The organism is Rhodococcus sp. IEGM1428, assembly GCF_050321865.1.
Taxonomy (GTDB): Bacteria; Actinomycetota; Actinomycetes; order Mycobacteriales; family Mycobacteriaceae; genus Rhodococcoides.
This window is the reverse complement of record NZ_JBNQFW010000001.1, coordinates 1,814,048-1,838,108: the sequence shown is the minus strand read 5'-3', so window position 1 is coordinate 1,838,108 and position 24,061 is coordinate 1,814,048. Positions and strand designations below refer to the sequence as shown.

The window sequence follows — 24,061 nt, the reverse complement described above, 5'->3', positions numbered from 1 at the left end:
CCGGTATGTATTCCCGTTCGAGGATGGCGTAGGCGATAAACCTCACCCTTGTGCCACGATCTCCGTGCCCATCCGGCTCGATCCCGGGGTCTGTCCCGTCCACAGATGGAAGGCGCGGTGGAACGACGACGGCTCGTCGAAGCCGAGGAGTAGCGCGATCTCTGTGTTGGTCAGCGACGTGTGTTGCAGGTAGTGCAGAGCCAAACGCTCGCGGGTCGTGGCAAGGATCTGCGCGAAGGTGGTGGCTTCACTTGCCAGTTGGCGTTGCAGCGTCCGCGGACTCACTGCCAGTTCTTTCGCGACGTGTGCAATGGTGTCGGCACCGGCTGCCAAGGACTCGATCAGAGCAAAGGAGACTCGTGCCGAGGTTGTCTCCCGAGCGGTGAGAGCGTCGAGTGAACGACGGAGTTCGGGCTCGAGAATCGACCACATCTCACTGTTGCGGGTGACGAACGGTCTTGTCGCGTCTGTCGGCGAGAAGTCGATGGCTATCGATTTCGACCGGACCATGGGTGCGCCGTCGACGAACGCGGCGAGCCGTGCCGAGTCTGTTCGTGGAGCGGGCAGGTGCAGCGACTGAGGGCGTACGCGCGTCCGCGTCCCGATCCGCACGAATGCCAGCCAGAAGAGCACCTCGGCCTCCACGACCACCGCCGGTGGCGGAGGTCCGGCGTAGTGCATGCTCAAGCGCAGGCGGCCGGAAGTTTCGGCCACGTCGAGTTCCATCGGTCCGATCAGTCGCTTGTGCACCGCGATCCGTGCGGCAGCGGACCTCAGATCGTCGCAACACAAACCGGCGAACAACACCGGATCGAACGCCTCCACGGTGAGTGCTTGCACCACGTGGACAGCAAGATCATCTCCAGGGAACTCCTGGTTCACGACGGTCCACAAACTGTAGTACTGCTCCGGCGTCAGCCACGTCTCCTGCTCGAACACCGAAGCCGGTAGCCGAACGTGTTGCAGGACAAGAGCGGGATCCATCCCGAGGTCTATGATCATGACCGCGTGTCCGGGACCGACCCGGTATCCACGGGTCACGAGATGACCATAGGTATCCCGGTCTCGCGTTCGGACACGGACCACAGGACGGCGATGGCGTCGTCGGCACCGGGACGGAAGAGTGGACGACGCACGGCGGGGCCGTTGTTGACGAACAGTGGACCGTACAACTGGCCTCCCAGTGCTTTTGGGTCGGTAGCTGCTCGTAGCTGTGGGCGTGCACCCACCGGGGCCTTCATGCCGGTGAACCTCGCGACCTTCTCGAAGAACGGTCCCGAACCGCCCGCTCCACCGAGCGCGGTGGTTGTCGATTGCAAGTTCGTGTTCGAAAGACCTGGGTGCGCCATGAGGCTCTTGGCGCGAACGTTCGCGGCCCTGAACTTTCGTTCGAGGCCGAGCGCGAAGTGGTAGTTCGCCAACTTCGACTGTCCATAGGCACCCCACGGCGTGTACACGCCCTCGAGGTGCGGGTTCTCAGGGTTGATCGGCTTGCCGATGTGGTGGGCGGTGCTGGTAACGCTCACGACACGAGCGCCTCTCGCAGCCACCAGTGCGGGCATGAGGTGGGCGGTCAAAGCCCAATGACCGAGATGATTGGTCCCTAACTGTGTCTCGAACCCGTCAGCTGTTCGACCCTCCGGTGTGGCCATGACACCGGCGTTGTTGATCAGTAGGTCGACCACAGGAGTCGCGGCGCGGATGGACTCGGCAGCTGCGGCGATCGACTCAAGCGACCCCAGGTCGAGATCGATCAATGTTAGTTCCGCAGTGGGATTCTCCGCGCGGATCGCAGCCTCAGCCGCTTCGGCCTTGCCCCGGTTGCGCACCGCCATGAACACGTGCGCGTTCCTAGCTGCCAATGCTTTTGCCGTCTCGAGCCCGAGACCGCCGTTCGCGCCGGTCACGACGGCATGAATTCCGGTGAGATCAGGTATCGAGGATGCGGTGAAGACCATGATGCAACCGTAGAAGGCAAAAGGGTCGAACGCAGTGTCCGATCGCGCCAAGCTTGTGTCCGATCGCGCCGACCTCGCAGGCCTCGCCGCGGACTGGAAACCGTCCGCGACGACTGATGGCTCAGACCACTCGGCCAGAACCAACAGGAATTCCTCGGACGATTGCAATCGATCGATTGGCTGTGTACTTTCGCATTCACGGCTACGAGCACCTGAAATATAGTTTGACCAATCGATCGGTAGGTTCATGAGCATTCTGACGGCCCGTGTCAGCTCCACTCCAGCAAACGGGCATTTGCCGCCTGAATTCGAGTTCAGCGGAACTCGGGAACGCATAGTTCTCGCGGCCCTGGACCGTTTCGCCGAGGTCGGATACGGGGCGACGTCCATCCGGGATATCGCTTCTGCTGTCAAGCTGAACTCGGCGACCCTGTACTCCCACTTCGAGAGCAAGGAAGCGATCCTGGTCGAATTGGTGACGATTGGACATCGCGCGCATCACGCCCGCCTCCTGAAGGCCGTTCTAAGCAGCGCCGGCCACCCACGTGCGCAACTCGAAGCCCTCGCCAGGGCACACGTCCATTTCCATTGTGAGTACGCTCGCCTCGCCGTCGTAGCGAATGCCGAGATGCATGCGCTGCCCGAGACCGTCGCGGCACCCGCCCTCGCGCTGCGGAGTCAGGCTGTGGCGATGTTGATCGACATCCTCGAGCGTGGTCAGGCCTCGGGCGAGTTTCAGCTCCTACGTGTGGACGTGACTGCTGCGGCGGTGGCAGCCCTCGGGCGGCAGGCCGCTCACTGGTTCCCGAGCGATTCAGTTCCGGTGAACGCAGACGCGCTTGCAGACCACTATTCAGCTCTGGTTATGAGGATGGTGGCACCGTGGCCAGCTTCGTAGATACCACCGGCACGCGGATAGCTTGGGACCAAACCGGGGACGGACCGGACCTACTGCTGGTCATGGGGCACCGGTGGTCCCGCCGAATGTGGCATCCCGTAATCGAGCGACTACGGCAAGAGTTTCGCGTCATCGCTCTGGACAATCGAGGTGCAGGGGAAAGTGCGACGCCATCTCAGCCGTATACGTTGTCGGCGATGAGCGCAGATGCTCTCGCTGTCCTCGATGCTGCCGGTGTGCGGCGTGCCCACGTTTTCGGTGTTTCCATGGGTGGGGCCATCGCCCAAGACCTCGCCGTATCTCACCCCGAGCGCGTCGACCGTCTCGTGCTGGGCTGCACGGGGCTCTTCACCGCCGAACGAACCAGGGTCACACCACTTCGACGTCTCGGCTACCGCATCCCGGACAGGCTGACGAACTTTGCCGGGCGCAAATTGCTGTACGGACAAATCCGCGCTACCCCTGACATTCGACGCGACCTGACTGTGCTGGCGGGAGAGCGAACCAGCTACCAGGGGCTGATCGGACAAGCCCACGCGATGTCGACGAACACTGTGCGTCCCGACGACCTGAGGGCGCTGCGACACACAACTCTCGTACTCCATGGTGCGCTCGACCAGGTGATCCCGCTGGCTTGGGGCACTGAGCTAGCAGACCTCATCCCGAATTCGTCGAGTGTCGTGTTCCCGCGCGCCGGCCACAACTTCATGGCCACTGACTCTGAGGCGACCTGCGACGCCGTCATCGATTTCCTCCACAAGTCCGCGCAAACGAAGGCATAGTGAACATGAACACGATCGAAACGCCTCTTTTCGAGCGTGTCCGGGGCCTTGCCGAAGCATTCCCTGACAAGCCCGCGGCCACTTGTTCGAGTGCGTCGATCACGCGCAGCGAACTTGTGACCCAGGCAGAATATCTTGCACGCAACTTGAAATCGCGTGGAGTCATTCGAGGCGACTTGGTCGCCATCGTGCTCCCGAACGACCTGAACCACATTGTCGCGACGTGCGCGATCTGGGCTCTCGGTGCCGTTCCTCAACCGCTGAGTCCGAAGCTGCCCGAACGTGAGTTGACCGAAATCCTTCGCCTCTCCCGTCCTCGAGTCGTCATCGGGCTCGATCCTGCGCTGTTCCCGACGGGAATCGAGATCGTTTCCATCGACGTCGATTCGGTGCCTTCCACGTCGGCGGACCCGCTCCCCCCTCAGGTCCCACCGGCGTGGAAAGCACCGACATCGGGCGGCAGCACCGGTCGCCCGAAGATCATACTGGCTGGAACGCCCGGAGTGTGGGAGTCCATCGAGGCGTTCGCGGACATCCTCAACCTTCCCGGCGAAGACGGTACGTCCCTGATCACGGCACCGATGTCGCACAATGCACCGTTCATGGCGGCCACACTGTCGCTCCTGCGGGGTGCTCACGTCGTGGTCATGCCCCGCTTCGACGCGGAAGAACTACTCGCACAGGTCGAGCGCCATCACGTTACGTGGATCTACGCCGTTCCGACGATGATGGGGCGAGTTCGGCACCTTCCCAGCAACGTAAGGGAACGGTTCGACGTGTCGAGCATCCAGGTCCTGATGCACATGGCTGCACCGTGCCCCCGGGAGCTCAAGCACTGGTTCATCACTTGGCTCGGGGCAAAGAAAGTCTGGGAGTTGTACGCCGGCACGGAAGCTCAGGCCCTCACCACCATCCGCGGTGACTCCTGGCTGACGCACCCCGGTTCTGTCGGCACCGCCGTCGCGGGCCAGATCCAGGTCAGGGACGATTCTGGATCGGTCGTCGAGAGCGGTCAGGTCGGACGCATCTGGATGCGTCGTACCCCTGGCACCCCGCCGACGTACGAATACATCGGCGCATCAGCAACTGTCGACGAACAGGGCTGGGAAACCCTCGGCGACGTCGGCTGGACCGACGTGGACGGTTACCTGTACCTGGGCGACCGCGAAACCGACATGATACTGGTCGGCGGAGCGAACGTGTACCCGGCCGAAATAGAGAGCGCCCTCATGGAACACCCCGCGATCCTCGACGCGTGCGTCGTAGGCCGTCCCCACGACGAGATGGGGGAGGTCCCGCACGCGTTCGTGCAGCTTCGCAGCTACGTCGAGCCTGTCGAGCTTCGTTCCCATATGCAGCGAATTCTGGCCTCGTACAAGGTGCCGCGCTCGTTCACCATCTCCGAGCATCCGTTCCGAGACGACGCCGGCAAGGTCCGCCGCAGCGTCCTGAAAGCACAGCTCGTCGCGAATTTGAACGAAGAATCACATGTTTGATTCAGAGTTCGATCTGTTCACCGTCCCCGTCGCAGGTGGTGACCTGACAGTCGGACGCTGGGGAACCGGGCCGCGCACTATTCTGGCGCTTCATGGCGTCACGGCCAATCATGCCTGCTTTCACGCGTTGGCCGACGAACTCGGTGACGACTTCACCCTGTTGGCACCAGATCTGCGCGGTCGAGGCGGCAGCCGCGACGTCGAAGGACCGTACGGGATGACATCCCACGCGGACGATGTGGCAACCGTCATCGACATGCACGCGCAGGGCCCGGTCACCGTAGTGGGGCATTCCATGGGCGGGTTCGTCGCAGCAGTCCTCTCCGCTCGCTACCCCGAGTTGGTTGCCGAGGTGGTCCTGGTGGACGGTGGCTTACCGCTCGATCTGGGCCCCCTCGCAGCACTTCCTATTGAAGATCTCATCTCCGCGGTGATCGGCCCGGCAATGGACCGACTCTCCACCACTTACCTATCCCGAGACGACTACATCGACTTCTGGCGTGCACACCCCGCCATGGCTGACGACTGGTCGCCTTACTTCGAGCGCTATTTCGACACAGACCTGATTGCCGATGTCGGTGGATTTCGGTCGAGTTGCAAGATCGACGCCGTGGTCGCCGACACCGAAAGCGACATGCGCGGAGAGACAGTGCCCGGTGCCTTGCGTACTATCACGCAACCGGTGTTGTTCCTGAGGGCTCCTCGCGGGCTCCAGAACGACCAATCACTTTACGCCGAAGACGTGCTCGACACGCACCGCGATCTGATTCCACACATGCAGTTCGCTGACATCGATGACGTCAACCACTACTCGATCGTTCTCGGCAAGGGCGCTGGGTCGGTCGCTTCCGCGGTTCGACGGTTCGTGGCTGCCGATGTGTGGTCGAGGACCGCCACGAGGTCGTCGTGAATGGGCGGTGCTGCTCTGCAGTCACTGCGACGGCGATGATGTCCCGCGAAACTCGTTGGGGAAGGCCTTTGGCATAGCAACATCCTTCCTACGTGAGGAGCGATCCTCCTAGCTCAGGTCTCGACCACAGTTGGGGCAGTCCCTCTATCCGGTCCTCTAGCCTGGGCGGTGCCGAAGACCCTCATGACCAGAACCTCCGTTTCGGCTACGTACTCCACGTAGACCGTCGGTCGGGTGAGCGTTGCGCACCTCGGCAAATTCGGCGACACGAGTCAGACAAAATTTTGACGGAAAATTCACCGCTCAAATGCAGTAGAAGCCTGAACCGACCGTTTAGATCGTCACGAAATACCCTTGTAGCAAAGCCTTCGATGATCGAACAAGTCACCGGGACCGAGGTGGAATCCGCGTTGACGGCGAGCCGGAGCTCATGGGATGTCGAGGGTAAGTACGGTCGGACCATCAGATTTCGCGACACGCGAGACGCACGAGCACATTTTGCGGCAGGCATCCTTCTGAAGTTCGCTGAAGAAAACATCGCGATGGTCGACACTGCCTCGAACGTCGAGTATGTCGACCTGACACAGCCCGCACTCGCCTTTTCTGCAGTCGAACATCATGTCGACTCCTGCACGTTCGAGTGCATCGAGCAATGAATCACCCTCGGCGACAGTAGTTTCGATGCCCAAGCGCGGGATGTTCACGATGAACTCCTGTGCCTCGAACCACCCGCTGTTGCCGAATGTTTCGTACCGTAGGTTCGGTAACGGCAGGTCCCGATCGATCCATGCTCGCCGGACCGCATCCATCAGCCGGATCGGCCCGCACATGTACAACTCGGCCGATTGGTCGACGTCTGCAACGACAGCGGAGACGTCCAGTCCTGTTCCCTCGTCGTCGACATGGAGAGAGAGTCTGTTTCCATGCGTTGCAACGAGGTCTGGGAGAAATGCCATACCTTTGCGGCTGCGACCGACGTAGTGTAACCGGTAATCCGCGCCGATACGGCGAAGGGCGGCCGCCATCGCCGCTATCGCGGTGATCCCGATTCCTCCTGCGAGTAGGACGTACCGGGGGGCACCGATACGAAGCGGAAAATTCTGCAGCGGCGCGGTCACTGCCAGGTCGTCGCCGGGTACGAGGGTGTGCATGAAATGCGAACCCCCACGTGACGTCGGGGAGAGGTGCACGCCCAACGTGATGCTTCGACCGTCGCTGGCTCCTGAGACGACCGAGTAGGAACGGACGCTACCTGTGTCGATCCGGATGTCTACGTGTGATCCGGGCACGACGCGGTGAGGCTCTTCGGTCCCGATGACGATTTTCGCGATGTGCTCAGCAGCGGGCTCGACGGCCAGGATCGTGCCGCGTTGCCAGTTGATTTTGTTGTCGGTCATGTCACTTCACCGTTGCCGCGGCGAATGCGTCCAGGTTGCCGGTGTGTGCACGTTCGGCTTCGATCATCCGTTGAATGATGCGGCGAACCCACATTCCGCCGGCGTCGATGTTCAGGTTGTAGAACTCGTGGCTTGGGTTGGCATCGATGGCGGTCTGCTGCACAGTGAGCATTGCCTCGTCTTCGCCGAAGACTCCGTGCACACCGTCTCGAAGCTGCGTTGTGATGGTCTGGCTCTGGAGCCGGTAGTTGCGCATGAACGCCCAGAAGTACAGCGCTGTTTTCTCGTCGACGGGCGAAATCGTGTTCATGACGAAACCATTCACGCCTTGGCTCCGGTCACCATCCGGTGCCCCGGTACCGGCTTTGGCGACACCGACATCGATACGGATAGTCCCCGGTGCTTGAAATTCGATGATCTGCCAGCGATCAACCTTCCCGCCGAAGTCGGGAAATTTGTCCCGCATGTTTTTGAGCCAGAACGGTGGAGGATCGATACCCCGCATCCATCGCGTCACAGTAACCGTGCGTTCGTCGTGGGTGACCTCGAAGTCGGATTCGCTCAGTTCGTCCTGGCCGATCGTGGATGAATGGACGAACTCTTCGTGGGTGAGGTCCATGAGATTGTCCAGGACCAACTGCCAGTTGGCGTTCACTTCGATGGTGCGGCCATCGCCCGCCCATTCGACCGAGTCCATCTGGAACATGTCGGGGATCATTGCCGGGTCGGCCAGTGTGGGATCGCCCGGCCAGACCCAAACGTATCGGTAGCGCTCTTGCACCGGGAACGATGTGACCATCGCTGAGGGATTGATCGTGTCCTGCGCTGGCATGCTCGTGCAGCGCCCGGCCGAGTTGTATCGAAGTCCGTGATACGGGCACTGGACTTCGTCGGTGCCGACCCGGGTTCCCTTCGAGAGCGGGGCCAGCCGATGCCAGCAAGCGTCGGCCAATGCCACGGGGCGCCCCCCCGCCGTGCGGTAGAGCGCCATCGGCGTTCCTGCGATGGTGCGTGAGATCAGCCCCGCAGAGGTCAGTTCGTAGTCCCAGGCGGCGACGTACCACGCATTCGAGGGATAGGCCATGTTCTTGGCGGTTGCTCCGCCCGGGCCGAGATCGGTCATGTCATGTCCTTGCAGGGTCAGTGTTCCCAATAACTACTGTCATAGTTAGTGAGTGATGTGACGCACACAGTAACTATGTATGTAGTGTTTGGCAATGCATCGCCGAACCTCTGAGGGGATATGAGTCTCCGATACGCGCTGTTGGCACTGCTTACGGCCGGTCCCGTGACCGGATACGACGCGGCGAAGAGATTTCGTGGTTCAGTCGGCCATGTCTGGCATGCGCCGGACTCGCAGATTTACCCCGAACTGCGCCGGATGCAGGCCGATGGGCTGATCGAGGGAGTGCAGATCCGCTGGGGACCGCGTAGCACCAAGACTCAATATCGCATCACCGCCGCCGGCGTCCAAGACTTTCGGCGCTGGATGTCCACGCCGTTGGAACATACTCCTGAGCGCGATGCGCACCATATGCAAGCCGCATACCTGGAATGGACGGACCCCGACGAGGGGCGATTTATTCTTCGCACGCATATCGCCTACTACACAGAGCAGGTTGCTCTGCTTACCTCGGTGCGAGCGGGCATCGTGGACCGGACCGATCCTGCGATCTTGCGGCGACTCCAGGCTCGCCCCGAATCGGAGCACGAGAAGATCATCGCCTACAAGGCCTTCAGCTATTCGGGAATGATTGCTCGTGGTGTATCTGAGATTGATTGGGCCACCGCCGGAATCGATCTGATCGATCGGCTTCAATCCTCGACGAACCGTGACGATGGTGTCTGCGATCGAACACCGGAATGATCATCACGATCAGGGCTCTAGTGGCAAGTGGTTCGCAGCGTTCGCCCGTGCGGTGATTGCAGGCTCTGCTCAGTCGACGATCATGCGCAGCGCCTGGCGTAGTTCGCGTACACCCTGGTCGCCAAGGGTGGACAAGATGTTTGTCTGCGTCGATGCCAGCGCGCGTTGCGCGTCGACGCACAGCTCGCGACCGGCGTCGGTGGCGTCGATTCGCTTGTTTCGTCGATCGGTGGGGTCGACCCGTCGGGTGATCAGTTCGCGGACCTCCAGATCGTCGACCAACGCCACGATCTGACTGGGGTCGAGGCCGAGTTCCTCGGCGAGCTGTCGCTGCCCGAGTCCGCCCGAATGCTCGCAGGCCAGGGCCAGTGCGGAATACGAACGTACGCGCAGATCGAGGGGTGCCAATGCCGTTTTGGCGGCGGCCGTCAGTGACGTTCCGGCTCGGGTCAGCAGAAATCCGATGTCGTCGGACAGGGGGGCGATGTCGGTCATGAGGCTCCTCGCTTCGGCAATAATTCTAGCAAACGTAAATCATTGACTTTTTCAATTATTGATGGTTCTCTCAGTCGGAAACCACGAATAGGAGAGAGCTATGAATCTCGACAACAAGGTCGCCGTCGTCACCGGTAGCGGGCAGGGCCTCGGTCTGGCGTATGCCCAGGACCTCGCGCGCAACGGTGCAGCAGTCGTGATCAACGATGTGGACCAGGCGATAGCAGACGCGGCTGTCTCCTCGATCGTCGACGCGGGTGGACGGGCAGTGGCGGTCGTGGCGCCGGTCGGCAGCACCGAGACCGCACAGACGTTGGTTGCCGGGGCGGTCGAGGCGTTCGGTCGCCTCGACATCATGGTCACCAACGCCGGAATCCTGCGCGACAAGGTGTTGTGGAAGATGACCGACGACGACTTCGACGCCGTGGTCAACGTTCACCTTCGCGGCACGTTCACCTGTGCACGTGAAGCAGCGGTGCACTTCCGCGCTCAGGGGGAGGGTGGCCGGATCGTGTGCATCGGCTCTCCGGCCGGCCAGCGTGGAAACTTCGGCCAGACCAACTACTCCGGTTCCAAGGCTGGGATCGTCGGCATGGTGCGTACCTGGGCGATGGAGCTCCAGCGTGCAGGTGTCACCGTGAACGCGGTGTGCCCGGTGGCGGCCACGGCGATGACCGAGAGCGTGCCGTTCCTGCAGCCGTACATCGAGGCCATGCGTAACGGAGATGCGTTGCCGCCGTTCGCCCGTCGTGAACTCGGCTTCGGCACCCCTGCGGACGCGGCAGGGATCGTCTCGTTCCTGGCGGGCGATGCGAGTGCAGATGTGACCGGTCAGGCATTCGCGATCGGCGGCGATCGTCTGGCGCTGTGGACGCATCCGGACATGATCGCCACGAGCTACCACGACGGTGGCTGGTCGGCCGAGGACATCGCCGCTGCGTGGCCGTCGACGTTCGCGAACAGCCTCGAGTCGGTCGGCGAGAATCTCCCCGTCGAGCCGGCGCGATGAGCTCGAAATATCAGTGCGCCATCGACTTCGACGCGATCGTCGCACTCGATGTGCACACCCATGTGGAGATCGACGGTTGCGGGCACCGTTCGCTCGACGACGAGTTGATGGCGGCGTCGGAGAAATACTTCAAGTCGGGTGAAGAGCGCACCCCCGGCATCGACGCGATCGCCGAGTATTACCGCGCCCGCAGCATGGCTGCGGTGGTGTTCACCGTCGATGCCGGTGCAGCGTCCGGGCATTCGCCGAACTCGGTGGAAGAAATTGCAGAGGGGGCGGCCCGCCACAACGACGTGCTGATTCCCTTCGGCTCGGTCGATCCATGGCAGGGCAAAGCAGCGGTGCGGCGGGTGCATCGCCTCGTCGAGGAGTTCGGTGTTCGCGGCTTCAAATTCCACCCCAGCATGCAAGGCTTCGAGCCGAACGATCGGCGTTTCTATCCGCTGTACGAGGCCATCACCGAGGCCGGTGTGCCCGCGCTGTTCCACACCGGCCAGACCGGTATCGGCGCGGGACTTCCCGGTGGGCACGGCATCAAGTTGCGCTACTCGGATCCGATGTTGCTCGACGATGTCGCTGCGGATTTCCCGAATCTGACGGTGATCATGGCGCACCCTGCGGTGCCCTGGGCGGATGCGCAGATCTCGATCGCCACGCACAAATCGAACGTGTACATCGACCTGTCGGGCTGGTCACCGAAGTACTTCCCGCCCCAGTTGGTGCGGGCGGCAAATTCCATGCTGAAGCGAAAGGTGTTGTTCGGTTCCGATTTTCCGGTGCTGACACCGGATCGTTGGATGAAGGACTTCGCCGAGCTCGACATCAAGGACGAGATCCGTTCACTCGTGTTCAAGACCAATGCACTGGCCGCACTCGGCCTGTCCGCCAAGGAGACACCATGACCACGCGCGTCGCCACTCTCGCCGAGTTGAAGAACCTCGAAGGCACCGAATTGGGAACCAGCTCGTGGATCGAGGTTGCGCAGCCGCGAATCGATACCTTCGCCGACGCCACCGACGACCATCAGTGGATTCACGTCGATCCCGAGCGTGCCAAGGCCGAGAGCCCCTTCGGTGGCCCGATCGCCCACGGCTATCTGACCCTGTCGCTGATCATTCCGATGTGGGAAGAAGTGCTCGTCGTCGACAGCGTGACCACGAAGATCAACTACGGCCTGAACAAGGTCCGGTTCACCAACCCGGTCCCCGCCGGTGGCCGAGTGCGTCTGGCCGCGACTCTGAAGGGCTACGAGGAGCTCCCCAAGGGCGGGGCTCAGTTGACCGTCGCCGGGACGATCGAGCTTGAAGGCAGCGAGCGACCCGCGGTCGTCGTCGAGGCCGTCTACCGCATGTTCGACTGAGATCACGGACCCGAGAGGAACAGATCGAGATGCGTAATCAAGGTGTCGGGTCGTGGATCCGTCGACGCACCAGGCAGTGCCCACGAGCCACCGCGATCGAGTTCCGCGGGCAGAGTTCGACGTACGAACAACTCGACGAGCGCACCACCCGGCTCGCGCACGGTCTGCGGGAGCTGGGGGTGAGCCCCGGAGACAGAGTCGGGCTGTTGTCCACGAATCATCCGGCCTATCTCGAAGTGCTGTTCGCCTGCGGCGTGCTCGGAGCGATCTTCGTACCCCTCAATGCCCGGTTGACAGCACCGGAAGTCGGCTTCGCAGTGGCGGACTCGGGCCTGTCGGTATTGGTGCACTCCGAGGCATTGGAGGATGTCGCGACGTCGTCGGCAGGTGACGGCCCCACGCGTCGACTCACGCTGGGCGAGGAGTACGAGTCGCTGATTTCGGCTGCCCCGTCGACCCGCATCGACGAGGCTGTGGAGGGTGCGGATCTATGCTTCGTCATGTACACCTCCGGTACTACCGGTAAACCCAAGGGTGTCGTGATGACGCACGACAACGTGTTGTTCGCCGTCCTCAACGCGGTCCTCGATCTTGACCTGTGCAGCGACGAGGTGGCACTGGTCTGCGCTCCGCTGTTCCACACCGCCGCGCTCGATATGGTTGCACTACCCGTCCTGTTCAAGGGTGGCTCGGTTGTCATCGAGGAGGGATTCGACGCCGGACGTGTGCTAGAGCTCGTCGAAACACGTTCGGTCACGTACACGTTCGGAGTACCGACGATCTTGGACTCGCTCGTGTCGCATCCTGCGTGGGACGACACGGATCTGACCTCGCTGCGCCGGGTGGTTGTCGCCGCCGCACCGGTGCCGCCGCGCACACTCCGTACGTATTCCGAACGAGGCATCAAGATGTGTCAAGGATACGGTTTGACGGAAAGTGGCCCTGGCGCAACGATGCTCGCTGCCGTCGATGCCGAACGCAAAATGGGTACAGCGGGTGTGCCCCACACGTTCTCCGACGTCAGGATCGTCGACGCGATGTCGCAACCGGTCGGGCCGGGGGAGCGGGGTGAAATCCAGATCCAGGGTCCCAACGTGATGAAGGAATACTGGGGCCGTCCCGATGCGACTGCCGACGTGTTCGACGACGGTTGGCTACGTACCGGCGACATCGGAATTGCCGACGCGGAAGGATTCGTCACGATCGTCGATCGGCTCAAGGACATGATCATCTCGGGCGGGGAGAACATCTATCCCGCCGAGGTCGAAGCGGCACTTCTCGAACTGCCCGGGATCGACAGTTGCGCGGTGTTCGGTGTACCCGACGACAAATGGGGCGAATCTGCTGTTGCCGCAATCACTGTGGTCGAGGGAGCAGGCGTCGACATCGATTCCATCGCGAAGGGTCTCGGCGGCCGGCTCGCGCGGTACAAGATCCCCAAGCGTTACATCCTCGTCGACGAGATCCCGCGCAACCCGACGGGCAAGATCCGCAAGAACGAGTTGCGGGAACAGTATTCGACACTCCCGCAAACGTCGTCTCGGCCTGTCTGACTTGACGACGCAAGCCGGACCCTCCGAGTCTGCTCACAAAGTTCCCGCGTCCTCGCGGATCGTTGTGAGTATGTGCGGTGGATTCAATCTCCAAGATGCAAAGTCCCCTGGTATCCGGTGCGGTCCACGGTGTCGAGAGTGTAATCCAAGGTGAAGTGGTCGAGGTTGGACGATTAACAAACGCTTTTCGGCCCGACCGAACACAGCGCAAGTTAGCGGTAGTCGCAGTACCGGTCCGTGCGCGTGCGTGGGTAAAGTCGAACGGCCGGGTTGCTTTCGACTTAGATAAATTCGGGCCGTTGTATTGAGCTATGGGACTGCCCCCACTTCGGTTGACTCGTGGGGTTGAGTGATTCAGGCCGCGTGTCCGGTCCGGTTGCTTGTCTTAAATTCGATGGGAGTGCGCTTGCCGAGGGGTCGTTGACGGCGTTTGCGGTGGTAGGTCTTCTCGATCCATGTCACGATCGTCAGCCGTGGTTGCTCGCGGATCGACCACCGCTGGCGGTCGAGGACGTTCTTCTGCACGAGCGCGAAGAACGACTCCATCGCGGCGTTGTCACCGCACGCCCCGACCCGCCCCATGGAACCTCGCAATCCATTGCGCGACAGAGCATGTACGAACTTCCTGGATCGGCCCCTGCGCATCGGTGGCTAGGGCTGCAACACTCTACTGCTGATCATGCGTACTAGACTGGCCGTACAGATCTGCGGACACGGCTATGCAGTCCGCGATTTGGCGGTGACTTATGCGTGCAGATTGTGTCTGTATTCACATGATCATAGTTGCCGGATACCTGACCGTAGACCCGACCGACCGACAGCACTACCTCGACGACTGCGCCGAGGTGGTCCGGCTGGCTCGCACTGCCCCCGGGTGCATCGACTTCGCACTCGGGGCGGACCTTGTCGAACCTGCTCGAATCAACGTATACGAACGCTGGGCGACCGAACAACAATTGCATGAATTTCGTGGATCCGGTCCGGACTCCGAGCAGACCGCCGCGATCATCGACGCCGACGTTCGCGAGTTCACGGTGCCGAACGCATAGCTCGGCCCCAGCCGGGTTCGAGTCACCCAGCTACTGGGTGACCGGGATCGCGTCGGGTGAGAAGGCCGAGTGGTAGCCACCCTCGTACACCGACCTCGATTCACCCGACTCGAGGTCGGGGACGTCTATGAACCGGCCTCGGGCGTACGCGGACGCTCGCCATCGGTCGGGACTACCCACTTCAGTTGACTCGTGGGGTTGAGTGATTCAGGCCGCCGCGTGCACGACTGTCTTTACGGGCGTGGCTCGGAGGGTTCGAATCCTTGAGTACGCGAGAGGTCCCAGAGGTAACGGTTGTAAGTGCGTTCGGCGTCGTAGTAAAGCGTGACGCAAAGTTGTACCGGCTCCATGTCGAACTGCCAGAGCTCGCGAACCTTGGCGATGGACATCAACCCGCACATCGAAGCGAACAGTCCGTGCCTCCAGGATTCGGTGACTTTCGAGTATGAGTCAAGCTGCGCAGACAGGGTGGTGATCGAGATGGCGACAGCGTTTGCATGCACCAACCTGTGCAGTAGTGGAAACTCGCGTGGGGCCAGGCTCGGTGCAAGCTTCTCAACGAATGCTTGATAGGACTGCGGTATTTTGATCTTCGGCAACGATGGGGTTCGCCGCTCTCCAGTCGCCTATTCCCTTCGCTAGAGCAACCTCGGCAGGTGCCGCTGACGGGCCGTGGATGTCGTAGCTCTTGAAGCCGTCAGCGAACAAAGCAGCCATCTTCGACATGCGCACCAACGGAGTTTCAGATGCTTCTGCGAGATAGGCAGCTCGACTGGAATACTCCGCGGTTGCGCGTGCCAGTACAGCTGGTGACACCAGCATCGGCGAGGGCAGGTCCAATAGTTTGCCGATTGCGTAGAGATTGTCCCCCGCGCCCAAAAGGAAGAATCGAATCAGTTTGTGCGCGTTGGTCAGCGGATCAGGTACTGCTGCTGTGCCGTACTCGTCATCGACCTCGTCCAGGCTGAACCCAGGCTCGCAGTATGGCGAGTAAGCCAACTCGTTGATCGTTAGTGACACGGTGTTGCAGAGAGATGCGATCGAGGAAAGAGCGGGCGGGGTTGGATGTCGAGACACGGTGCCAGTATGTACCAGGCTGCAGATCAGCGTGCCAGGGTGGCGCACGCAAACCGCCTTGCCGCAATTCTGAAGAGCAGCGAATCCGGACGGTGAGAGGAGGTTCAAGAATGCTGCTGTCTCAGAGCCGACCGTTGGCTGCCCGCCGTAGGTGACCGCGACCGTAAAGGCTCAACTCGTTGACACAATCTAGCTCACAACAGATATTCGGGCATAAGGCAAGGCTGTCTGATTGGGCCCGCTGTTCCATCACGGTCCGGCAAGGATCAAGTGGGTCCAAAGGGGTCCGAGGTGTGGTCGGCGATGACACGAGAGTGACACAAGTCGGTACATACCAGGATGAACGGGCACGGACTGGAATGTACGAAACTTGTTGTTGTGCAGAGAAATATGGATTCACGGGAATCCATCAGAATCTATCCTTCCGGACTTAATATCTGCTGCTTGACGAGTCAGACGCCCTCCGCCAGCTTCATTTTGGACCGGGCTCGATGCCGGTTGCCTCCTCAGACCGGTACGGTTTGGCACATTGATCAACCAGTTCACGCGGGCTTCGATGTAGGGGCAGTCACTATGCACACGGTCGAGCACGCAAAGTCTTGTCGTGTCTCCTCAGCCTGAGCCGCACCGCTCGGGAGTCGAATGTCGTACTTCACCCAGTAAGACGAGTTTTCCTATGTCCTCAACACGTACGGAATCGCCGGCTGAGCTCGCGGGGGCGCCCCCGCCGCCTGGGTAATAGACCATCGTGGGTCGGTGGTTCAGTGAGTTTTCGTAGCGGTGGGCCCCGAGTGTTGTGTGGGGACTTCGGTGGATCCGCATGGAGCAATCGGTGTTCGAGCGTGCCGCGACCGTGTCACTACTCGATTCAACCGGGGGTGGATCGACGTGAACCGGTTCGGACAAAAACGCCTGGTCAAGGTCTGTGCGGTGCGTCCGGGTGGGACCATCGAAATATGGCCAATCTAGCTGGGGGTCAAGGGGTCGCAGGTTCAATTCCTGTCAGCCCGACACATAGATGCAGGTCAAAGGCGGTTTCGGAGAGATCCGGAGCCGCCTTTTTGTGTGCGTGCCGCGGGAGTGTCACTACTCGGTAGTTACAGGGTCGAACTCCACGCCGAGGGCGTGTCCAGACGAGTCCACTGGTGTCCGGAAATCTGCGTTAGCCGAGTGAGTGGACCTGAGCGGACGGAGCCACTTGATTCGGCTGGTTCGCTGTCAAGTAGCTACGGAGTCCGGCGAGGTCCGTATCGAGTTGCGTACTGGGACTAAATGGTTGGCAGCGGTTTTTCTTCCGGCCACATCCGATAGCAGCGCAGTGTCTTTGCGGTGTGCGCTAGCACTCGGCGTTCGGGTTCAGCACGGGATGATGTAGCTCGGGTCCGTGGTGGTGTCGAGCCACTTTCCGTACGAGTCGCCGCCGGATGCTTTCACCGCGGCGCACACCTCGGGTTCGGTAGTGCCGGCGACGCGGTAGACGGCATAGATAGGATTCCCGTCGGTTGTGGCTTGTCGAAGCGACGCGCAGGAATTGTCGGTGCGCAGGTACTGCGAGCCTGGGTTGGCGAGGAGTTGCGCGGCAACCTCTTCCGCGTAGCTGTTGGGGTTGGTGGCTGAATACAGCACGACGATTCCTGTGCCGTCACACGACGGGACTGAGATGGTGGAGTCAAGGCCGAGGTCGCCTCTCGCCGATTCGGTCGATGGCGTAGGTGCGGTGGCTGACGAGGGGGCTGCCGATGGCGCGGATGCTGTTGATTGTCCGACCCACTTCGCCAACTCGTCTCCGAGGGCACCGTTGTAGCGAATGGATGCAATCGGGGGTCCGGTGACATCGAAGGCGACAACTCCTTTGAGGAGGTCGCCCGATGTGACGATTGCTGTCGATAGTTGCCCGTCGACGGTCCCGAGTGCTGCGTCGTAGGAGGTGCCGTCAGCCGCCCTGGCTGTGAAGTAGAGGGGATTGACGTCTGTGGTCCCTCGGATGCCTTCCAATGTGACTGTGATCTGCTGCAGTTCGCCGGCGGCGGGGAGGCCGTATTTCGATCCTATTGCAGGGGTGAGGGTTTGAACGGTGATGCGAGTCGTCACGTCGTCGTCGGTGACATCCTGTGCGGCTCCGATCGGAACCGCCGAATCGGTGGGTGGCGCGATAGGCACCTCGGTTATGGTGCTGCTTTCTGCTGTTGGGACGCCGTTGGTGCTACTGCAACCTGTCAGCACGAGCGCGGCGATGGCGGGGACAAGGAGCTGACGGCGCTCAGTGAAAGTGCCGTCAGAGCCACGATGCTCCGGTGTACTTGCGCGTCATTGAGGCGTCCCGTTTCTGTGTCGATGGATTGCCGATCACATATCTGCGTGCGATGTCGGACGTTACATCTGAGCACCGGACGGCGTGACGGGTCGGCGATCGAGTTCTCTGGCGTCGGACCGCTGTTGATAGGTGACGGAATCGAGTTTGCGCGCAGGTTCACCGTTTGCGGCCCGCTAACAGACCCGGGTCAACCTGGCTGCGGGCAAACTGAGACTAATTGTGCGGCTATCGGTCGGCTTTCGCATCTTTGCCGCGGGCCGGGGCGATCGTTACTCTCCGAAACGGTTGTCGCCACGCCCATTCGCCGTGTGTGAATCCCATGCATGGCCGGCGTTTTTCTTGCAAGTCCACAGCAGAGCCCAGGCAGTGCGGCAAGTCGGTGGCCGACGGCGGTCTACGTCGTTTCAGGCGAAACTGTACCCATCTAGGACCAGCCGGACTACTACTGCGCTGCCGGGAGCTCGAATGCGGCCGCGACGAGCTGCGGGCAGTGGGAGCGTCGGTGCATGCTCGGCCCTTTTCGCATGATGTTGAGTGCTGTGGTGGCGGCGGCGCGGGTTACGGCGACGTCGTCCAGCAGGCGGTGTAGCTGTGCGAGTGAGTGGGCGAAAATGGTGCTCTGGCCGGGGCCGGATTCTTCATAGTGCGCGGCATGCAGAGTGGCGTGGGGGTGGCGCCTGATGAATGCGAGTTCGCTCGGTGGGCCAACTGAGAAGAGCTCTGCGTCATTGACTTGAATGAATCCGCCGATGGTGCCGGATGCGTCCATGTTGACAACAAACGTTTCGGTCATCGCGATGCTGACGCATGACAGGCGACGCGGTATCGATCTTGTTGTCGGCAGACAGCTCACCGACCACGATTGGTACTCGGTCTGCAATGGGTAGGGGACGCATCGGGTCAGGTAGTGCCCGATCAGTTCGAGAACCTCTGCGGATTCAGGAAGCGATGTGAAGCGTCGGAAGTTGTCGGCGGCACCGAGAAACTGACTGTGGTCGATACGTTGTGTTGTCGAGTCTGCACGGTTGACTGTATCGGGGTCGTCGAGCCACAGGCGTTGCTGAGCTTCGGAGATGATGTCGTCGAGGTGTCTGCTGTCGCCGATCAAGGTTGCCATCTCGTTGACATTGCGCGCCAACAAGTTCGATCGTTGCGCGTGGTGGATCAGCTGTCGTTCGCGCAACCGCAGGAGGCGTTTGTGATCCAGTCTTGAGGTCTGGACTGCAGCGTCTATTTCTGGGCGCACGCGGATCGTGGTGATGTCGCGGAATCGGTTCCGGTGCTGGGCGAGACGGGACGCGATGTCGACTGACTCGCCGATGTAGCACTGTCCGTCTGCGAACTCGAGTACGTAGTAACCGGCGGTCCCGCTCGCACGGTCTGCCAGAAATGCTGCCACCGTCGTGGGTTGGGGAAGCAGAGGTTCGGAAAAACCGTGTTCGGTTGCCCACTGCGTGATGTCCTGCGCACGGTTCTGCAGTTCTGCCGCCGTGGGAGTGGGTTCGTGAGCGAATGGCCGGGAAGGTAGCACCGACGGGCCGCTCAGGGAGCCACTCGAGTGCCAGCGCCCGGTTATCGCCGCGGCAGCGTCGGGAGTGAGAGCGAAAGATGCGGGGAACAGCTCGATGTCATCGAGCGCACGGCGCAAGTTGGGCTGTTCCGTGGAGTGTGGTTCCACGGGTTCGCCGAGCGTCCACGCGTCGATCGTGCGGATCCACCTCAGCGCGTGCGGTGCGAGCTGGTGGCTTTCGGCCATTTCCCGCGTTGGCTTTGAATCGAAGTCAATTTTCTCGGGTGGTGTGGCGGTGAGGAGTATCGAGCGTTCACCGACAACGCTGAGGTTGTGGTCGAGCGCTGTTTGCCAGCCCGATCGCGCCGCCGACGATACTATGGACAGGATCTCCGCTAACGGATAAAGGACGTTGAGGTCAAATTGCTTCGAGTGCGCTTCGTCGTCGCTGTCCAAATATTCGCGAATGTCGATCGTTCGACGATGGCCGGTGTCCGGCCATCCGCTCGACATGTAGGAGGGCACGTGCGAGCACAGCGCGTCGAACATGGCGTTTTCGCGGTCGACGATTAGCGTGCCCGCTTCGACTATTCCGGTGGCGTCGTTATCGACGACCCAATTGCCTCCGTCGAGAACGAAGGTGGTGACCAACAAGTTTTCATTGTTGGCTGCAGTGTCAGAATAGGCAGTTATGGCCAGTGTCGATGGCGATGGTTCCACCGTGACTCGGCGGCCGGACACGACGTACATCAGCAAGCTTCCTTCGACGTCAACCCCGAATGGTCGCGTCCATCCCAAGAGTTCGTCGTCGAGATTGTCGACTGCGTAGGTTTCCGGTGTCTCAATGCTCATGTGAAGGGGCAGCTTTCGGTTCTAAGGAACGTAGGTTTGGTCGGCACCGTCGACCGAGCGGCAAGGGTTAGGGCGATGCGTTGCGGTGGAGCTTATCTATACTGACCGACAGGTTCGACGATGCGGCGCACGTGAAATTCGCCTGTGACAATGGTTCTTGGATGGCGTGTGGCCTGATGGTGCGGAGTGCTTCGTCCGCGTGAGTCCGTGACATCGGTGTTCTCGCGGAGGCCGTGGGGCTCGGCGATCTGGCTGAGGCCGGAGCGTCCGCGGAGTCTGGGTGCGAGAGCGTCGTGGGTAGATTTTCAGTCACTTTTCGCGGTGGTGGACTGCTGTGTTGAGAGAGGAACCCCGGTGGATCCGCACGGAGCAATCTGTATTCGTGGGTGCCGCGAGCGTGTCACTACCTGGTGCAATTGGGTGTGGATCCGCGTGAACCGGTATGGATGGCAAGGCCTGCTCAGAGGCTGTGCGTTGGGCACGGGTATCACCGTCGAAGTGTGGTCGATCTAGCTGAGGTCAAGTGGTCGCAGGTTCAAATCCTGTCAGCCCGACGGGTTGCAGTTCAGAGGCGGTTCCGGAGAAATCTGGAGCCGCCTTTCTGCTGGCCTGTCACGACTGTCATCGATTCCCAACTAGCAGTGACCGGGCAGGCGCAGGTTCGAGCGCAGTCGCCGGTGATTGTTCCTGACAACTCTGAATACACCCGCTCGGACGCAACTGGCTAAGTACTCGCAACCTGCGCTCACGGATGGACTAGTTAGACCCTTGCACCTGCTGAGCTAGCCCTTCGACCGTAGAAACCGATATTAGGTCAAACCGGCCAAGCTGCACGGGTGTCACCGCTCATCCGACACGTAGTGCCTGTTAAACCGCGATACGCGAAAGCTGGTGTTAGATTTCGGTATGGCACCTAATGGTGATTGGTCATGAATGAGGTAATCGGAGGGCGCTTTGCGCTCCTGCGTTCGGCCCCACGAGAGGGAGGCGGGGGCGAGATCATCCGGGCCGTGGATTTGGACGATGGAGGCGCGCAGGTTGCCGTGAAGTTCATCAAGGGCCACCGCGACGATCCCACAACCCGGATGTTCTTCGACCGCGAGGCGGAATCACTGTCTAGGCTGGACCACCCGAACATCGTTAGATTTATCGACGCGGGGTGGCACGAGCAGCGTGGCCAGTTTTTCATAGCGCTTGCGTGGGTTGAATCGGACCTCGAAGTGAAGATGGCCGACCCCGACTGGAAAAGTTGGGACGAATTTTCCGAAATATACGCGATTCCGCTACTCGAAGCACTTGCTCATGCGCACCTCAGGTCGGTGGTACATCGTGACATTAAGCCGCTGAATATACTGCTCGATGGGTCGAGGCCGCTGCTTGCAGATTTCGGAATTGCAAAGATACGCGATCAAGTTGAAACTCTAGGACAGACGGTTCTCGGGTGGCACACCCGTCCGTATTCGCCGCCGGACTCATGTATCGGATACGAATACACCCGAGACGTTTGGGCCATGGGCGTTGTGATAATCGAATGTATGTCTGATCGAAGAATAGGCGACTATCCGGAAATTGACCAGCGACTGTCAGAGATCGCTGTTCCGCCTGAGGTTCGTTCACTGCTAAGAGACTGCGTTGACCCTGATCCCGCTGTGCGTCCTACGAACGGGGATGTCTTCTTGGAGAGGCTGCAGGGCATACAGTTTGAGCGGCGGTCTAAGGCAGTCAGATCGCGAGCCGTTGTATGGCTTAATCTGACAGCAAAGGTTAGGTCCGATCTATCCGGTTCTGGAGATGTGAACGCGGAAGGTCTAGTGGCAAAGGATTTGGTTGATGGCTGCCGGGTAGAGTACCGGTACGACGCAGCAGGTGCCCGTCGAGATAAACAGACCGTTCTTTTGTACGGTAAACAACGAAGATACACTGCAAAGATAGACAACTCGAAACGCCACCTAGTCTTGATTGCGAGTCGAGACTTCGATCTTTACGATGGCAGACGTGAACGAATGTGTACGGTCGGACATCTAGTCACGTTCGCAATGTCGGACCCGGGCCGCACACTTGCCGACAATGGTATTAGTACTCTTCTTCAGGCACTAGACCAACACGACGAGTCGATCGTTTCTCCAATAGCAGTTGACGCTGGCGAAGCAGATGCTCACGCATTGCTTGATCGATATCTAAACACGCTGCATGCCCGCGAAGAATTAGAACGGGGCGATCGCAGACCGTTGGAATATAAGAACATACAGGTTAACGGACCAAATGTGACGTTCAGTCTCATAGACGTCTCTGATCTAGACTACACAGGTCAGGAATGGGATATCAAGGTAGGTCGGAGACGTACATTTGGTCGGGGTATCATTGTTGCTCACAATTCAAACTCCGTCACGATGCGGTTAGCTCGTATACCCAAAAATTTACCTACCAGCGGAGAGATAACGCCATATCTCGGACCCTCGCAGCGCGGGCACGACCGACAAGTCGATGCTATTTCGAGCATGAAAGATGGATCAATACCGAAGCCTGAGATGGCTCGATTGTTGGCGGATCCGTCGCTGGTCGAGGAACCGCAGGCTCGCGAAATTCATGACTGGTTCCGCGAAGATCTAGATGCGAGCAAACGTGGAGCTGTGTCGGCGGCTCTCGGATCTTCCGATTTGCTTGTAGTCGAGGGGCCTCCGGGCACGGGAAAGACTAGTTTTATTACCGAAGTAGTTGCTCAGACGTTGAAAATGCAACCAGAAGCAAAATACTAATTGTTAGTCAAACACACGTGGCGGTCGACAATGCACTAGAGAGACTGGTATCTGCTGGTATAGAGAATATTATTCGACTGAGCAAACCGGACGATCCGAAGGTTTCTGCGTCGGTGCAGCACCTTATCCTCGACAAAAAGATGGGTGAGTGGGCGAAAGAAGTTCAAAGTCGAGCCGAAACGCGCATTGCGAATTTAGCTTCGGAACAAGGAATGTCGCTTCGTCACTTAAAAGCAGCCCTCTGTTTGCAAAAGCTAGTTGTTGTTTTAGGTGATCTGGAATATCTCAATGAACGTGAAACCGTTCAAACTGATCCGGAGACGGTGAGGAGTGAGACGGTTCGTGGCGTGAGTCAATTGCGCGATAGGGAAGAGGTACAGCAGCGGCTGATTTCATTGCAAGAAGATGGGGAGGAGCTCAGGCAAGAGTCCATCCTCCTTCTTGAGGGTGACCTACCGATTGATTCTGCAATTGACCGACAATCTGCTAGTACCGCAGTAGAACTGCTCTTAGGGCAAGGCCAGTACTCTCGTCAATTGCTTGGTCTTGTCGCACTTCAAGGTGAATGGCTGCAGCGCGTCGCGACCGACAGGAATTTAGTTACTGCTTTCTTGGATACGGGCAGTGTCCTGGCAGGTACATGTATAGGCTTCTTAGGGCATCCCGCTCTGAGGGACTTGGAGTTTGACCTCTGCATCCTCGATGAGGCATCGAAAGCTACAGCAACTGAAGCACTGGTCCCACTTGCGAAGGCGAAGAAGTGGATACTGGTTGGCGA

18 protein-coding genes and 2 pseudogenes are annotated in these 24,061 nt (G+C 60.2%); 11 read left to right on the top strand and 9 right to left on the bottom strand.

Annotation, left to right across the window (positions count from 1 at the left end; translation table 11 throughout):
• Positions 1–42 precede the first annotated feature (42 nt).
• Positions 43–1,041 carry an AraC family transcriptional regulator ligand-binding domain-containing protein gene (locus tag ACQR3T_RS08425; protein ID WP_428693015.1) on the bottom strand — a complete coding sequence of 333 codons (999 nt, stop codon included), beginning with the start codon at positions 1,039–1,041 and terminating at the stop codon, positions 43–45.
• Positions 1,038–1,958, bottom strand: coding sequence for an oxidoreductase (locus tag ACQR3T_RS08420; RefSeq protein ID WP_428693014.1), 921 nt, complete (start codon positions 1,956–1,958; stop codon positions 1,038–1,040). The genes ACQR3T_RS08425 and ACQR3T_RS08420 overlap by 4 nt, the downstream gene beginning before the upstream one ends.
• 247 nt (positions 1,959–2,205) lie before the next feature.
• On the opposite strand from ACQR3T_RS08420, the gene ACQR3T_RS08415 reads away from it, so the two are divergent.
• The 4 genes from ACQR3T_RS08415 to ACQR3T_RS08400 all read left to right on the top strand — a co-directional run bounded on the left by ACQR3T_RS08415 (position 2,206) and on the right by ACQR3T_RS08400 (position 6,044).
• Positions 2,206–2,856 carry a TetR/AcrR family transcriptional regulator gene (locus ACQR3T_RS08415; protein ID WP_428693013.1) on the top strand — a complete coding sequence of 217 codons (651 nt, stop codon included), beginning with the start codon at positions 2,206–2,208 and terminating at the stop codon, positions 2,854–2,856.
• A gap of 62 nt (positions 2,857–2,918) precedes the next feature.
• Positions 2,919–3,638 carry an alpha/beta fold hydrolase gene (locus ACQR3T_RS08410; protein WP_428693094.1) on the top strand — a complete coding sequence of 240 codons (720 nt, stop codon included), beginning with the start codon at positions 2,919–2,921 and terminating at the stop codon, positions 3,636–3,638.
• A gap of 5 nt (positions 3,639–3,643) precedes the next feature.
• On the top strand, positions 3,644–5,134 hold the full coding sequence (locus tag ACQR3T_RS08405; protein WP_428693012.1) for an AMP-binding protein: 1,491 nt from the start codon (positions 3,644–3,646) through the stop codon (positions 5,132–5,134).
• Positions 5,127–6,044, top strand: a complete 918-nt coding sequence (locus tag ACQR3T_RS08400) for an alpha/beta fold hydrolase (RefSeq protein WP_428693011.1) — start codon at positions 5,127–5,129, stop codon at positions 6,042–6,044. The genes ACQR3T_RS08405 and ACQR3T_RS08400 overlap by 8 nt, the downstream gene beginning before the upstream one ends.
• 428 nt (positions 6,045–6,472) lie before the next feature.
• On the opposite strand, the gene ACQR3T_RS08395 is transcribed toward ACQR3T_RS08400, so the two are convergent.
• Complete coding sequence (locus tag ACQR3T_RS08395; RefSeq protein ID WP_428693010.1) at positions 6,473–7,441, bottom strand: PDR/VanB family oxidoreductase; 969 nt, start codon at positions 7,439–7,441, stop codon at positions 6,473–6,475.
• 1 nt (position 7,442) lies between these two features.
• Entirely contained in the window at positions 7,443–8,564 is a 1,122-nt protein-coding gene (locus ACQR3T_RS08390; protein ID WP_428693009.1) for a Rieske 2Fe-2S domain-containing protein, read from the bottom strand.
• 120 nt (positions 8,565–8,684) lie between these two features.
• Here ACQR3T_RS08390 and ACQR3T_RS08385 point away from each other — a divergent pair, with 120 nt between their 5' ends.
• Positions 8,685–9,308 (top strand): PadR family transcriptional regulator, encoded by a 624-nt coding sequence (locus ACQR3T_RS08385; protein WP_428693008.1) that lies wholly within the window; start codon positions 8,685–8,687, stop codon positions 9,306–9,308.
• Between the two features lie 69 nt (positions 9,309–9,377).
• Here ACQR3T_RS08385 and ACQR3T_RS08380 read toward each other — a convergent pair whose 3' ends face one another.
• Positions 9,378–9,803, bottom strand: coding sequence for a MarR family winged helix-turn-helix transcriptional regulator (locus ACQR3T_RS08380; RefSeq protein ID WP_428693007.1), 426 nt, complete (start codon positions 9,801–9,803; stop codon positions 9,378–9,380).
• A gap of 100 nt (positions 9,804–9,903) precedes the next feature.
• Here ACQR3T_RS08380 and ACQR3T_RS08375 point away from each other — a divergent pair, with 100 nt between their 5' ends.
• From ACQR3T_RS08375 to ACQR3T_RS08360, 4 genes are read left to right on the top strand one after another with little or no spacing between them, the layout of a single operon-like run.
• Positions 9,904–10,812, top strand: a complete 909-nt coding sequence (locus ACQR3T_RS08375; RefSeq protein ID WP_428693006.1) for an SDR family NAD(P)-dependent oxidoreductase — start codon at positions 9,904–9,906, stop codon at positions 10,810–10,812.
• Positions 10,809–11,714, top strand: coding sequence for a 4-hydroxyphenyl-beta-ketoacyl-CoA hydrolase (gene couO, locus ACQR3T_RS08370; RefSeq protein WP_428693005.1), 906 nt, complete (start codon positions 10,809–10,811; stop codon positions 11,712–11,714). Before ACQR3T_RS08375 ends, couO begins: the two co-directional genes overlap by 4 nt.
• Complete coding sequence (gene couM / locus ACQR3T_RS08365; protein ID WP_428693004.1) at positions 11,711–12,172, top strand: p-hydroxycinnamoyl-CoA hydratase; 462 nt, start codon at positions 11,711–11,713, stop codon at positions 12,170–12,172. The genes couO and couM overlap by 4 nt, the downstream gene beginning before the upstream one ends.
• 29 nt (positions 12,173–12,201) lie before the next feature.
• Positions 12,202–13,725 (top strand): acyl-CoA synthetase, encoded by a 1,524-nt coding sequence (locus ACQR3T_RS08360; RefSeq protein ID WP_428693003.1) that lies wholly within the window; start codon positions 12,202–12,204, stop codon positions 13,723–13,725.
• A gap of 354 nt (positions 13,726–14,079) precedes the next feature.
• Here ACQR3T_RS08360 and ACQR3T_RS08355 read toward each other — a convergent pair.
• A pseudogene (locus ACQR3T_RS08355) lies at positions 14,080–14,358 on the bottom strand (integrase core domain-containing protein); the annotation flags it as partial.
• A 140-nt stretch (positions 14,359–14,498) separates the two neighbouring features.
• On the opposite strand from ACQR3T_RS08355, the gene ACQR3T_RS08350 reads away from it, so the two are divergent.
• Positions 14,499–14,774 carry a putative quinol monooxygenase gene (locus ACQR3T_RS08350; protein ID WP_428693002.1) on the top strand — a complete coding sequence of 92 codons (276 nt, stop codon included), beginning with the start codon at positions 14,499–14,501 and terminating at the stop codon, positions 14,772–14,774.
• A 555-nt stretch (positions 14,775–15,329) separates the two neighbouring features.
• Here the strand turns inward: ACQR3T_RS08350 and ACQR3T_RS08345 are convergent.
• The 3 genes from ACQR3T_RS08345 to ACQR3T_RS08335 form a co-directional block, all read right to left on the bottom strand.
• Entirely contained in the window at positions 15,330–15,851 is a 522-nt protein-coding gene (locus tag ACQR3T_RS08345) for a hypothetical protein (protein ID WP_428693001.1), read from the bottom strand.
• 1,356 nt (positions 15,852–17,207) lie between these two features.
• Positions 17,208–18,011, bottom strand: a complete 804-nt coding sequence (locus ACQR3T_RS08340) for a DUF1942 domain-containing protein (protein WP_428693000.1) — start codon at positions 18,009–18,011, stop codon at positions 17,208–17,210.
• 596 nt (positions 18,012–18,607) lie between these two features.
• Entirely contained in the window at positions 18,608–20,329 is a 1,722-nt protein-coding gene (locus ACQR3T_RS08335) for a GIY-YIG nuclease family protein (protein ID WP_428692999.1), read from the bottom strand.
• A 1,127-nt stretch (positions 20,330–21,456) separates the two neighbouring features.
• Here ACQR3T_RS08335 and ACQR3T_RS08330 point away from each other — a divergent pair.
• Positions 21,457–24,020 (top strand): annotated as a pseudogene (locus ACQR3T_RS08330) (protein kinase domain-containing protein); the annotation flags it as partial.
• Positions 24,021–24,061 lie beyond the last annotated feature (41 nt).

Bases quoted from the DNA above. Each gene is read 5' to 3' on its own strand.
- ACQR3T_RS08420 (WP_428693014.1), bottom strand. From the start codon at position 1,958: ATGGTCTTCACCGCATCCTCGATACCTGATCTCACCGGAATTCATGCC.
- ACQR3T_RS08415 (WP_428693013.1), top strand. From the start codon at position 2,206: ATGAGCATTCTGACGGCCCGTGTCAGCTCCACTCCAGCAAACGGGCAT.
- ACQR3T_RS08410 (WP_428693094.1), top strand. From the start codon at position 2,919: ATGGGGCACCGGTGGTCCCGCCGAATGTGGCATCCCGTAATCGAGCGA.
- ACQR3T_RS08405 (WP_428693012.1), top strand. From the start codon at position 3,644: ATGAACACGATCGAAACGCCTCTTTTCGAGCGTGTCCGGGGCCTTGCC.
- ACQR3T_RS08400 (WP_428693011.1), top strand. From the start codon at position 5,127: ATGTTTGATTCAGAGTTCGATCTGTTCACCGTCCCCGTCGCAGGTGGT.
- ACQR3T_RS08395 (WP_428693010.1), bottom strand. From the start codon at position 7,441: ATGACCGACAACAAAATCAACTGGCAACGCGGCACGATCCTGGCCGTC.
- ACQR3T_RS08390 (WP_428693009.1), bottom strand. From the start codon at position 8,564: ATGACCGATCTCGGCCCGGGCGGAGCAACCGCCAAGAACATGGCCTAT.
- ACQR3T_RS08385 (WP_428693008.1), top strand. From the start codon at position 8,685: ATGAGTCTCCGATACGCGCTGTTGGCACTGCTTACGGCCGGTCCCGTG.
- ACQR3T_RS08380 (WP_428693007.1), bottom strand. From the start codon at position 9,803: ATGACCGACATCGCCCCCCTGTCCGACGACATCGGATTTCTGCTGACC.
- ACQR3T_RS08375 (WP_428693006.1), top strand. From the start codon at position 9,904: ATGAATCTCGACAACAAGGTCGCCGTCGTCACCGGTAGCGGGCAGGGC.
- couO (WP_428693005.1), top strand. From the start codon at position 10,809: ATGAGCTCGAAATATCAGTGCGCCATCGACTTCGACGCGATCGTCGCA.
- couM (WP_428693004.1), top strand. From the start codon at position 11,711: ATGACCACGCGCGTCGCCACTCTCGCCGAGTTGAAGAACCTCGAAGGC.
- ACQR3T_RS08360 (WP_428693003.1), top strand. From the start codon at position 12,202: ATGCGTAATCAAGGTGTCGGGTCGTGGATCCGTCGACGCACCAGGCAG.
- ACQR3T_RS08350 (WP_428693002.1), top strand. From the start codon at position 14,499: ATGATCATAGTTGCCGGATACCTGACCGTAGACCCGACCGACCGACAG.